The sequence below is a fragment of the Kosakonia oryziphila genome (assembly GCF_900094795.1).
Taxonomy (GTDB): Bacteria; Pseudomonadota; Gammaproteobacteria; order Enterobacterales; family Enterobacteriaceae; genus Kosakonia; species Kosakonia oryziphila.
In genome coordinates this window covers 1-11347 of record NZ_FMBC01000080.1, presented here as the reverse complement: position 1 = coordinate 11347, position 11347 = coordinate 1, and the positions used below count along the sequence as shown (strand labels likewise).

Sequence of the window (11347 nt, the reverse complement as noted above, 5' to 3'; positions counted from 1 at the left end):
GCCCGGTTCTCAAGGCTCAGGTCGGCAAACATCTGTTTGAGACGCCGGTTCTCGTCCTCAAGATCCTTGATCTTTTTAATATCAGAAGCCTCCATGCCGCCGTATCTGGACTTCCAGTTGTAGTAGGTGGCTTCAGATATACCGGACTCCCGGCAGACATCTTTAACGGTTCGTCCGGCTTCAACCGACTTAATCACAGCGATGATCTGATGCTCAGTAAAACGGGCTTTACGCATAGCGATCTCCTTCGTTGGAAGATTGATTATGCCGGATGCTCTCTAAATATGAATGGCACGATTATGCGGGATACTTACAACACGTACTCCTGCAATCCGCGATATTTTGTCCGTCTCAACGGCGGAAATGGGTGGCGTACTGTTTGGCCTGTCGATCGGTTCCATAAGCGGCATTCTCTCTTCCGCATGGCTGGTTAAACGCTTTGGCGCACGCAAAGTGATCCGCGCCAGCATGTCCTTTCCCGTCAGACGTACAGATCGACAATATTGCGGTCCAGACACAGACCACCGATGCGAAAGGCATTGCACAAGAGATCCCCGGAAGCCTGAAAAATACTACGTGGCATTTTGACGATGGGCTGAGAGCGTAAAGCATCCACTATCCCCCCTGCCCGCAATCTGCAAAAAATTACGGGCAGGGGCTGTACAATGTTTACACTCCGACCGTTCACCGCGTATTATTCCCTGTGAAGACCACCATGGATGATTGCACAAGGAATGTTTCACGATGACCGCACTACAGCTCCCCTGCACCATTTTTAAAACCCAAATAATGAAAGCAAAAAATAAAAAAACGCTTTATGCGCTGTTATTGATTAGTTCCGCCCTGCTGGGCGTCTTCCTGTGGTTGTCGATACGTTCGGTAGAAGTTGTGGCGGTTCATGAGGATGGCGAGTTTAGCTCTGTTCTTGTAAGAAACTTTCCTTTTACTGATCGGGGAAAAATAAGCTGGTGGCTAAAAAACAAGGATATATTGAAAGCAAAATATGATATTCCAAAACCCGCAAATGATGGATTTTTCTCCATAGTATTTTGGGATTTTGGCGATGGTTACAAAGAAGAAGGGAAATATGACAGGCGTTGCTTTGACGATATGAAGCCACCTAAAAATTGTATAGAAAAAAATAGAGTCTTCTCTGTTAGCGACAGTAAAAACATGGGGCTTTCTTTTACTACTCATGATGAAATATATCGCATGAGGAAAAATGGGAAGATAGTAAAAGATGGGGCCGATTAGGTTTGCCGCCCTCGAGTAGAGACGGCCATAAAATTATCCGCTCTACCCAACCTTGCACCAGTAGGTATGAGATATTGTAAGCAGTCAGCAATCCGATTACGTCCATGACCAGCAACGCTATCAGCAATTCATCCCGGCAGGTTTCACAATGTACCGATACGCAGATCGACAATATTGAGATCCAGACGCAGACCACCGATGCGAAAGACATTACACAAGAGATCCCCGGAAGCCTGAAAAATACTACGTGGCATTTTGACGATGGGCTGAGAGCGTAAAGCATCCACTATACCCCTGCCCGGAATCTGCAAAAAATTATGGGCAGGGGCTGTACAATGTTTACACTCCGACCGTTCACCGCGTATTATTCCCTGTGAAGACCACCATGGATGATTGCACAAGGAATGTTTCACGATGACCGTACTACAGCTCCCCTGCACCATTTTTAAAACCCAAAAATGGATGGACGACTACAGCGCCAGTGATATGCACTGCGGCGATCTGACCGAAGCACAGTTAAAATCCCAGTACCGGCTGGACTATATTTCTGACCGGGTTGATCCCTGGACGCTTACCCGGCGTTCCTCAATGGATCGCCCTCAGTCCATGTTCTGCTGTAATCTGCGTGGCCAGGGTGAAAAGATTACCCGGCAGCAGTGTGCCGCAATGCTGTTTGATGAATTCCGCTCATTATCCCGTAAGTTTTCTCTTTATGGGCCATACCGCCACCTGATCGAAAAGATGATCACCCACATGCAGAACGGCAATGGTACACCCTTCCATGATGTGTCGCTGGACAGGGCGTTAAAGGAGCATATTCTTAATGATAAGACAGATAATAGTTCACGGCTGCGACTGAAAAAAGCATTAATTCTAAGCATAGACTGGAAAAACAGGCGTTATTCCGAAATAGCAAAGGGAAAACTAAATGAAGCTATATCTCGAGGAAGATTGCCAAAATTCGACAGCTTCCAGGATAATTATAACGGCATGGGTATTACCGTTCATGATACCTGGGCAACGCATATCATCATAAAGTCATTACAGATTGATAATGACCATTACCGGGCAGTAGTGCATTACAAGGTGCAGGATCACTTTGGCCTTGACAGCGACGATATACTGAAAACAAAATTCAGCCAGTTCCATTTCTTCCGCATCTGGTTTGTTCTCCAGCGATACAATCAGTTTGGTTTTAAGCCATTCATGACCAATATGGCAGCCACTGTAGAGATTACTGGGGGACGTAATGAAAGCTAATCTCAAAAAAATCCTGTTGGCTCTGGTTGTTGCTGGCAGTACTTTAATTGGCTATTTCTTATGGTTGTCGTTGCACCCGGTTAAAATTATTGCTGTTCATCAGAGTAATAATTATAGTGATATATTAGTGGAAAATTTCCCGGTTACCGATAAAGGTAAGATAAAGTGGTGGCTGAAGAATAAAACAAAATTGAAAGAGAAATACAGAATTCCTGTACCATCCGCAGATGGATTTTTTTCTATCACTTTTTGGAACTTTGCTGCTGGATATAAAGAAGAAGAGAAATACGACAGGCTCTGTTTTAATGATATGCACACTAAAAAAAATTGCATTGAAAAGGATGCTGTTTTTACGGTAGAAAGAAGTAATAATACTGGTATTCTTTTCACAGTATATGATGGAACGTACCATTTAAAAAATAATGGAGAGATAATTAAGCTTAATCGTGAATAAATCCTCGCCCCCTCACGTCTGGACCGCAATAAAACCATCCACGCTACCCAACTTGTGCCAGCCATGTGGCAGTAGAAAAATGCTCAGGAGGCTATCTTGACAGGGAGAAAAACAGCAACGCCTTACCCGCCTGCTTCAATCCCTTTCAGTAAGGCCGCTCCCCTTGAAACTTTAGATTTTGACGCCACCCTCCCCCCCGCTATCGTGAACCGACCTCGCATAGTAGGTCATTGAGCCGAGCGGGACATCCGCACAACTGGCGATTTTGCGGTGGGTTACCGCCTGGATGCCGTGCTCGGCGATGGTGTCCAGCGTCGCCTCAAGAATACGTTCGCGCCGCTGTGGGCCATTTGGTCGTCGTGCCATAGATCCTCTCACTGATTTATGTACAAATGTACACTTACTTGCTAGTGTTGTCTCACCTTTTCATTTTCCGAAGAGAAGTTATGACCGTAACTGCCTCCCGCAAAGCCCTGCGCAACCGTCTGTGGGCACTGTTTACTTTCTTTTTTCTGCCTGGATTATTGATGGCCTCCTGGGCAACACGTACTCCTGCAATCCGCGATATTTTGTCCGTCTCAACGGCGGAAATGGGCGGCGTACTGTTTGGCCTGTCGATCGGTTCCATGAGCGGCATTCTCTCTTCCGCATGGCTGGTTAAACGCTTTGGCGCACGCAAAGTGATCCGCGCCAGCATGTCCTTTTCTGTGCTCGGCATGATTATCCTCAGCCTCGCGTTGTGGGTCGCTTCACCACTGCTGTTTGCCGTCGGGCTGGCCGTGTTCGGCGGCAGCCTCGGCGCGGGCGAAGTCGCGATGAATATTGAAGGTGCAGAGGTTGAACACGAAATGAATAAAACCGTGCTGCCGATGATGCATGGTTTTTACAGCTTCGGCACGCTGGTCGGCGCGGGGATCGGCATGACGTTAACCGCACTCGGCCTCACCGCCAATGTGCATATTCTGTTGGCGGCGCTGGTGGCTATTGTGCCGATTATCATGGCAATTGCTGCTATTCCGGATGGCACCGGCAAAAACTCCGCAGAAGAGAACGCACAGGGGAAGAAGGGAATCCCTTTCTGGCGCGATAGCCAATTATTGCTGATTGGCGTGGTGGTGCTGGCGATGGCGTTTGCGGAAGGCTCCGCCAACGACTGGTTACCGCTGCTGATGGTGGACGGCCACGGTTTTAGCCCCACTTCCGGCTCACTGATCTACGCTGGTTTCACCCTTGGCATGACCGTTGGCCGTTTTACCGGCGGCTGGTTTATTGACCGCTACAGCCGCGTGACTGTGGTTCGCGCCAGCGCACTCATGGGCGCGCTCGGGATTGGTTTAATTATCTTTGTCGACAGCGCCTGGGTGGCAGGCGTGTCGGTGATTTTGTGGGGACTTGGCGCGTCTCTGGGCTTCCCGCTGACCATCTCAGCCGCCAGCGATACCGGCCCGGACGCCCCTACCCGCGTTAGCGTGGTAGCGACTACCGGTTACCTGGCTTTCCTTGTCGGCCCGCCGCTGCTCGGTTTTCTCGGCGAGCACTACGGCCTGCGTAGCGCCATGCTAGTGGTACTCAGTCTGGTGCTGATTGCCGCGCTGGTCGCGCGCGCCGTGGCAAAACCGGCCCCGGAAGCGCAAGCGGAAACCTGTTAACCGCAAGGCGGCTCGCAAACGCGCTGCCGCCTTAACCGTCCAGCGAATTTCCCACGCGTTTATCGCGCAGAAACACGACCATCAAGCCAATCCACAACGCACCGTTTGCCAGGTTGAAGAGACTGAACAGACCGTTGCCACCCGCCAGCCAGGCATGTTTGCTGATTTCGATACCCACGGTAAAGATGAACATCTGCAACATACCCATTGCTGCCGACACCGTGCCCTTACTCATCTCGCTGGCGAACAGCGTCAGGCGCACCAGCCCGGCATTCGCCAGCCCGATACCAAAAGCGTAGAGACTCAACCCGGCAGTCATCCATAAATAAGCATGTGATGATACCAACGTCGCAACCGCCGCCAGCAGCAACCCGGCAGCAATCGGCCAGCCGCCCATAATGATCAGCGCCCGTACGGTGCGCCGCGATGTCAGACGCGCCAGCACCAGGTTACCGAGAATCAACGCACCGAAAATCGGCACCTGCAACAGGCCGTACTGATAGCTGCTGAGTTGTTCACCACTAATGATGATAATCGGCGACTGGGCGATCCACGCCAGTAACGGCAGGCTGACAAACCCCGTCGCCAGCGCGCCGGCGACAAAACGCAGATTTTTCATGACTTCAGCATAATCGCGCCACAACGCCTTCAGCGAGAGTGGCTCGCCAAGGCGGGTAGCCGTTTCCGGCATCGCTTTTTGCAGGCCAAAGAAGGAGAACGCCGCCAGCAGTGCGAACAACACAAACATCCCCTGCCACGGCGCGGCATGCACCCAGGCTGCGCCGACCAGAGGGCCAAGCAGCGGCGCAATCAGCGCCACATTCGCCATCAGCGCAGTAATTTTGATACACACTGCCTCTTCAAAGGATTCCTGAATCGCGGCGTAGCCCACCGCGCCAATAAAGCACAGGCTGATGCCCTGCAAAAAACGCAGCAGCGTGAATTGTTCGATATCTTGCGCCAGCAGCGTGGCAAGGCAGGTCACAATGAACCACACCACACCGGTCAGCATCACCGGACGACGGCCAATGCGATCCGACAGCGGCCCCAGTAGCCACTGTAAAAACATGCCGCCCGCCAGGTAAGCGGTCATGGACGTTGGCACCCATTCGATCCCGGCGTTGTACTGCTCCACCACCGCCAGCATACCGGGTTGGATCATGTCATTGCCGATATAGGTCGAGAATTCGTAAAGCACCAGGCAGATGGGAAATAGTAGTGCCCGTCGTCCCAGACGTTTGCCAGTTAAGGAATGGTTTTGCATGCTGTCTCTTCATCTATGAAAAATCGCGCAGAGTGTAATAAAAGCCGTCCGGCTGTGATAGCGAATTTGCGGCCATTGCCTAAATTTAGCGCTTTTTGCCAATTAAGGTTTTCTTAATCGTCCGGAGGTAGTGTGCGCAATTATTACGCTTTTGTTTAAGAATCGTCTAACTCCCTGGGGAGTAAAATAAAACCCCTTTACCGTTTGCCGACGCGCTTTTAAGGTAGGTACTTTCGTGCAAATGTGGTCGTTTAATCAAAGAGTAACAAACTTATGTTAGAGAGCCTCAATCACACGCTGTTCTACTGGATTAACGCAACGCCCGACTCCCCGCACTGGTTAATTGCGCTGGCCGAATTTAGCGCCAGCGATCTCATCAGTATTGTACCGCTACTGGCGGTAGGTCTTTGGCTGTGGGGCCCAAGCGCCCAGCGTCAACTGGTGATTAAAGTGTCGATGGCAATAGTAGTCAGCATGTGCATCTCACTGTTATTAGGCCACTTATTGCCGCATGATCGCCCCTTTGCCGCTCATGTCGGCTATAACTTCCTGCCACATGCACCGGACAGTTCTTTCCCGAGCGACCACGGTACAGTCATCTTTACTTTTGCCGTGGCTTTCCTCGCCTGGCACCGCCTGTGGTCGGGCGCAGTGCTAATGGCGGTAGGTCTGACGATCGCCTGGTCCCGCGTCTATCTTGGCGTCCATTGGCCGCTGGACATGTTCGGCGCGCTGTTAGTCGGCATCAGCGGTTGCCTGAGCGCGCAAATCCTGTGGCAAGGTTTTGGTCCGGCGCTCTATCGTATCATTCAGCAGTGTTATCGCTTCTGCTTTGCAACGCTGATTCGCCGTGGCTGGGTACGTGACTAAGCCCGGTACCAAAGGTAAAATGAATGCCCTGCTCAATGCAGGGCTTTCTTTTATTCAGGGGAAATATGGAAACAAGACGTGACGAACGGATTAGCCAGTTACTGACGGCGCTCAGGCACAGTGACAAGCTACATCTGAAAGAGGCGGCAATGCTGCTTGGCGTTTCAGAGATGACCATTCGCCGCGATCTCAGCGCCAACAGCGCGCCGGTGGTTCTGTTGGGCGGTTATATCGTGCTGGAACCGCGCGCGGCCAGCCACTATCTGTTAAGCGATCAAAAAACCCGGCTGGTCGAAGAGAAACGCCGCGCCGCAAAGCAGGCTGCCGCGCTATTGCGTGCGCATCAGATGGCCTTCTTCGATTGCGGCACCACCATGCCGTGGGTGATTGACGCCATTCCTGACGATTTACCGTTTATCGGCGTTTGCTACTCCCTGAATACTTTTCTGGCTTTACAGGAAAAACCGCAGTGCCGCTCAATCTTATGCGGCGGCGAATTTCATGCCAGCAATGCTATTTTCAAGCCGCTGAATTTTAATGAGACGCTGAAAAATCTGTGCCCGGATATCGCCTTCTATTCGGCGGCAGGCGTGCATGTGCAACAAGGTGCGACCTGTTTTAATCTCGAAGAGTTGCCGGTGAAACACTGGGCAATGGAGAGTGCGCAATATCATGTACTGGTAGTGGATCACAGCAAATTCGGTAAAGTACGCCCGGCCTGCATGAGCGCGCTCAGCCAGTTTGACGTGATTGCCAGCGACTGCCGCCCGGATGACAACCTGGTGCAGTTCGCCAAACAGCAGCAAATCACATTGATGTACTGATCGATGTATTGATTGATGTACAAGCCGTGCCCGCCGGGGCACGGCCTGTTAACGTCAGGAGAACCAGCCGCCAAACCACTGGTGGAATTTCAGCATAACAAAATCCCACATCCGGCCAATAAACCCGGCCTCTTGCACCGCTTCCATCACCACCAGCGGACGCTGTTCGATGGTTTTACCGTTCAGTTGAAAATCGATCGTGCCCACCACCTGGCCTTTGCTCAGTGGCGCTTGCAGTTCTGGCTGCGTCAGTGTGTAGCTCGCTTTCAAATTATTAAGCTGCCCTTTCGGGATAGTGATCGAGCCCGCCTCACCCGCGCCGAGCTTCGCTTCGCTGCTATCGCCAAACCAGACGCGCTGAGTGACAAAAGTGGCATCGGGTTTGATTGGCGTTACGCTATCGAAGAAGCGGAAACCCCAGTTAAGTAGTTTCTCGGATTCATTAAAGCGGATGCGGTCAGTCTTCGCGCCCAGCACCACCGAAATCAGGCGCATATCGCCCTGCGTCGCGGAAGCCACCAGGTTATAACCAGCGCCGTCAGTCGTACCGGTTTTCATACCGTCCACGTTCATACTGGTGTTCCACAGCAACCGGTTACGGTTCGGCTGGTGGATCTTATTGAAGGTGAACTCTTTTTCCTTGTGAATGGCGTACTCATCGGGCACATCATGAATTAAGGCTTTCCCGAGTAGCGCCATATCGCGCGCGGTACTGAACTGGCCCGGCGCATCCAGACCGTGTACGGTTTTAAAGGTGGTATTGGTCAGCCCCAGTTTCTGTGAATAGCTGTTCATCAGGCTGACGAATGAATCCTGGCTCCCGGCGACATAGTCGGCAATGGCTATGCTGGCATCGTTGCCGGACTGAATAATAACCCCTTTATTCAAATCCGCGACCGACACCTGATCGCCCGGTTTCAGAAACATCAACGAAGAGCCGCGCAGTACCGGATTGCCGGTCGCCCAGGCATCTTTCCCGATGGTTACCGTATCGGTAAGATGAATTTTTCCGGCTTTCAGCGCCTGCCCAACCACATAGCTGGTCATCAGTTTGGTGAGACTGGCGGGATCGAGTTTCTCATCGGCATTACCTTCAGCCAGCACTTTGCCGCTGGCGTAATCCATCAGGATCCATGCGCGTGCGTCAACCGGCGGCGCGGCCGGGTTTTGTTCAACCGCATAGAGTGAAGGCGAAAAGAGAAATAACAGCGCGGAGCCCGCGGCCAGGCCGCGAAGGGATAAAGAGAAATGCATCATATATGGCCACCCGAGTATCCATTCAATCAAACGTCACAACACGTACCGCAACAAACGGTGAGTAATAGCGCACAAACGGAGCGAAAAAAACCGTCGGTGAGTAAAGTTATTAAAGTTTATGCAATAACAGGGTGTTGCGCTCACTTTGTGCGATCTTTTTCTAAGTCGTTGCCAGAACGTTAACTTTCCCCCACCATGGATCCCAGACAGAGATCCACTTCAAAGGGGGTAAAATGATAACGCTATGGGGCAGGAATAACTCAACTAACGTCAAAAAAGTTCGCTGGCTACTGGAAGAACTGGAGCTACCGTACGAACATATTCTGGCGGGCGGGCAATTTGGCCTGAATCACGATGCCGAATATCTGGCGCTGAACCCGAACGGGCTGGTACCGCTGCTGCGCGACGATGAAACCGGCGTTGTGCTGTGGGAATCAAACACCATCGTGCGCTATCTTGCTGCTCAATACGGTCAGCGACGCCTGTGGATCGATGCTCCCGCCGCGCGCGCAGTAGGGGAAAAGTGGATGGACTGGACGATTGGCACCCTGGCGCCGAAATTTGCCCAGGTAATGATTGGGCTGGTGCGCACGCCGCCAGAGCAGCGCGATAACGCTGCGATTGATGCAGCAATACAGGCGCTTGAAGGAATGTTGGATATTCTTGATAACGCGCTGGCAAAACAGACCTGGTTTTCCGGCGAAACCCTTGGCTGCGCCGATATCGCCGTTGGCCCGTTTATCTACAACCTGTTTGCTATTCCAGGCTTAAGCTGGGCACCGCGCGCCAATTTACAACGCTGGTACGCACAACTGTGCGAGCGTCCGGGGTTCCGCACAACCGTGATGATTCCGGTAACCTGATACCCGACGTAACCGGGCAGGGAAGCCCAATAAACCCACAACCTACTGCTGGCCGACTTCCTCATCGACAAACAGCGCTTCACCTTCATCACGAAGCCGGACGCACTTTCCACAGCTCGCCGTCCGCTGAATCCGTCAGCACGTAAAGGTAGCCATCCGGCCCCACGCGCACATCGCGGATACGCTGTTTACGATCGGCAAGTATGCGGCCATCTTCCGTAACGTTATCGCCATCAACGCTCATCACGATGACGTTTTCATCTTTGAGCGCACCAATAAAGAGTTTATGTTTCCACTGCGGGAACGTGTCGGCGTTATAGAATGCCATGCCACTTATCGCCGGAGATTTCGACCAGTAGAAGATCGGCTGTTCGGTGCCTGGCACAATCTGCCCTTTCGCCTCGGGGATTTTCAGCCCGCTGTAGTTAATGCCCCAGGTGGCAATCGGCCAGCCATAATTTTTGCCTTTTTGCGCAATATTAATTTCATCACCGCCGCGCGGCCCGTGTTCATGCAGCCATAGCGCGTTGCTCCACGGGTTTATCGCCATTCCTTGCGGGTTACGAATACCATATGACCAGATCTCCGGACGGGCATCTTTGCGGCCAACAAACGGGTTGTCATCCGGCACTTTCCCCTGATCGGTCAGCCGTACCAGTTTGCCCTGCAATTTATCCAGCGCCTGGGCCGTCGGGCGCTGGTTGTTCTCACCCAGCGCAATCCACAGATATCCTTTGCCGTCAAACACCAGCCGACCGCCAAAGTGGTTACCGGTTGAGAGTTTCGGCTGCTGGCGAAACACCGTCTGAAACGCTTCCAGATGGGTGAAATTGTCGCTCAGGCGGCCATAACCGACCGCGGTACCGGCTTTGCCCTCTTTGTCCGCTTCCGCATAGCTTAACCACACCCGGCGCGACTGGGCAAAATCAGGCGCCAGCACCACATCCAGCAAGCCGCCCTGTCCGTGCGCCCACACGTCCGGCACGCCGCTAATCGGGTCGGAAAGCCCTTTACCGGCCTGCCACAAACGCAGTTGCCCGCCGCGCAAAGTGATTAACATGCCGTGATTATCGGGTAAAAATGCCAGCGACCAGGGGTGATCGAGTTTGCCTTGCAGAACATCAACCTTCACCGCCGCAGGCTCAGCAAATACCGGGAGGGAAAGAAACAGCAGCAACAGGGGAAGGCGGCGCATCGGGTTCTCCTTTATTCAGCAGCTTCGCAGAGTAAAGGGTAGACCGGGGTGCAGAAATGAAACGCAGGTTTACAGAATTTATACATTCGGCATGAAAGAAAACGGGCAGACAAGAAGGGGGAGTTTCCTCCTGAGGGATCCCCAGAAAACTCAGTAAACCAATATCATATCGGTATACCGTTGCTGTAATTTCTTCAACCCCGAGTCCAGCGACAGGGTTTTCAATATGAGCGGAGAATGTCGAAATACATTCTCCGCCAACTTTAACAACGAAATGACTCGCCTGTGTTTCACTGTATTTGCCTGATATTTATGATGTATCCCTCTGTTTTCAAGACTGAAACCACTTAACCACATAATGATACTGGCTAAAGTCGCGATCAGGCTCAACACTGCGACCCGCTCAGATGAATGGCTGGCTCCAAACCTTAGCCCAAACCCCCAGCGAGGATTTTTT

General features: G+C 52.1%; 13 protein-coding genes and 3 pseudogenes. 8 read left to right on the top strand and 8 right to left on the bottom strand.

Features of this window, described 5'->3' with window-relative positions; translation table 11 throughout:
• A partial coding sequence (locus GA0061070_RS23405) for a transposase (protein ID WP_139109830.1) occupies window positions 1-236 on the bottom strand: 236 nt, incomplete at its 3' end.
• A 79-nt stretch (window positions 237-315) separates the two neighbouring features.
• Here GA0061070_RS23405 and GA0061070_RS23400 point away from each other — a divergent pair.
• Window positions 316-483, top strand: a pseudogene (locus GA0061070_RS23400) (MFS transporter); the annotation flags it as partial.
• On the opposite strand, the gene GA0061070_RS25845 reads toward GA0061070_RS23400, so the two are convergent.
• Window positions 482-616, bottom strand: coding sequence for a hypothetical protein (locus tag GA0061070_RS25845; RefSeq protein ID WP_279616111.1), 135 nt, complete (start codon window positions 614-616; stop codon window positions 482-484). The pseudogene GA0061070_RS23400 and the gene GA0061070_RS25845 sit on opposite strands and share 2 nt — an antisense overlap.
• A 173-nt stretch (window positions 617-789) precedes the next feature.
• On the opposite strand from GA0061070_RS25845, the gene GA0061070_RS23395 reads away from it, so the two are divergent.
• On the top strand, window positions 790-1254 hold the full coding sequence (locus GA0061070_RS23395; protein ID WP_090138841.1) for a DUF943 family protein: 465 nt from the start codon (window positions 790-792) through the stop codon (window positions 1252-1254).
• 143 nt (window positions 1255-1397) lie between these two features.
• Here GA0061070_RS23395 and GA0061070_RS25265 read toward each other — a convergent pair whose 3' ends face one another.
• Window positions 1398-1541 carry a hypothetical protein gene (locus tag GA0061070_RS25265; RefSeq protein ID WP_167353617.1) on the bottom strand — a complete coding sequence of 48 codons (144 nt, stop codon included), beginning with the start codon at window positions 1539-1541 and terminating at the stop codon, window positions 1398-1400.
• 127 nt (window positions 1542-1668) lie between these two features.
• Here GA0061070_RS25265 and GA0061070_RS23390 point away from each other — a divergent pair, with 127 nt between their 5' ends.
• Both GA0061070_RS23390 and GA0061070_RS23385 read left to right on the top strand, forming a co-directional pair.
• Complete coding sequence (locus GA0061070_RS23390; RefSeq protein ID WP_090138839.1) at window positions 1669-2514, top strand: YPO3983 family protein; 846 nt, start codon at window positions 1669-1671, stop codon at window positions 2512-2514.
• Window positions 2504-2968 carry a DUF943 family protein gene (locus GA0061070_RS23385; RefSeq protein ID WP_090138836.1) on the top strand — a complete coding sequence of 155 codons (465 nt, stop codon included), beginning with the start codon at window positions 2504-2506 and terminating at the stop codon, window positions 2966-2968. Before GA0061070_RS23390 ends, GA0061070_RS23385 begins: the two co-directional genes overlap by 11 nt.
• A gap of 219 nt (window positions 2969-3187) precedes the next feature.
• Here the strand turns inward: GA0061070_RS23385 and GA0061070_RS23380 are convergent.
• Window positions 3188-3334 (bottom strand): annotated as a pseudogene (locus GA0061070_RS23380) (TetR/AcrR family transcriptional regulator); the annotation flags it as partial.
• Window positions 3335-3414: 80 nt separating this feature from the next.
• On the opposite strand from GA0061070_RS23380, the gene GA0061070_RS23375 reads away from it, so the two are divergent.
• Window positions 3415-4617 (top strand): MFS transporter, encoded by a 1203-nt coding sequence (locus GA0061070_RS23375; RefSeq protein WP_090138835.1) that lies wholly within the window; start codon window positions 3415-3417, stop codon window positions 4615-4617.
• Window positions 4618-4648: 31 nt separating this feature from the next.
• Here GA0061070_RS23375 and GA0061070_RS23370 read toward each other — a convergent pair whose 3' ends face one another.
• Window positions 4649-5881, bottom strand: coding sequence for an MFS transporter (locus GA0061070_RS23370; RefSeq protein WP_090138833.1), 1233 nt, complete (start codon window positions 5879-5881; stop codon window positions 4649-4651).
• A gap of 273 nt (window positions 5882-6154) precedes the next feature.
• Here GA0061070_RS23370 and ybjG point away from each other — a divergent pair, with 273 nt between their 5' ends.
• On the top strand, window positions 6155-6751 hold the full coding sequence (gene ybjG / locus GA0061070_RS23365; protein WP_090138831.1) for an undecaprenyl-diphosphate phosphatase: 597 nt from the start codon (window positions 6155-6157) through the stop codon (window positions 6749-6751).
• 65 nt (window positions 6752-6816) lie between these two features.
• Complete coding sequence (deoR, locus tag GA0061070_RS23360; protein WP_090138829.1) at window positions 6817-7575, top strand: DNA-binding transcriptional repressor DeoR; 759 nt, start codon at window positions 6817-6819, stop codon at window positions 7573-7575.
• 54 nt (window positions 7576-7629) lie between these two features.
• Here deoR and dacC read toward each other — a convergent pair whose 3' ends face one another.
• Window positions 7630-8832 (bottom strand): serine-type D-Ala-D-Ala carboxypeptidase, encoded by a 1203-nt coding sequence (gene dacC / locus GA0061070_RS23355; RefSeq protein WP_090138827.1) that lies wholly within the window; start codon window positions 8830-8832, stop codon window positions 7630-7632.
• A 233-nt stretch (window positions 8833-9065) separates the two neighbouring features.
• Between dacC and GA0061070_RS23350 the strand changes: the two genes are divergently transcribed.
• Complete coding sequence (locus GA0061070_RS23350) at window positions 9066-9695, top strand: glutathione S-transferase family protein (protein ID WP_090138825.1); 630 nt, start codon at window positions 9066-9068, stop codon at window positions 9693-9695.
• 88 nt (window positions 9696-9783) lie between these two features.
• Here the strand turns inward: GA0061070_RS23350 and GA0061070_RS23345 are convergent, their stop codons facing one another.
• Together GA0061070_RS23345 and GA0061070_RS23340 are read right to left on the bottom strand one after the other, a co-directional pair.
• Entirely contained in the window at window positions 9784-10890 is a 1107-nt protein-coding gene (locus tag GA0061070_RS23345; protein ID WP_090138823.1) for a PQQ-dependent sugar dehydrogenase, read from the bottom strand.
• Between the two features lie 150 nt (window positions 10891-11040).
• Window positions 11041-11347: pseudogene (locus GA0061070_RS23340) on the bottom strand (IS4-like element ISEc60 family transposase); the annotation flags it as partial.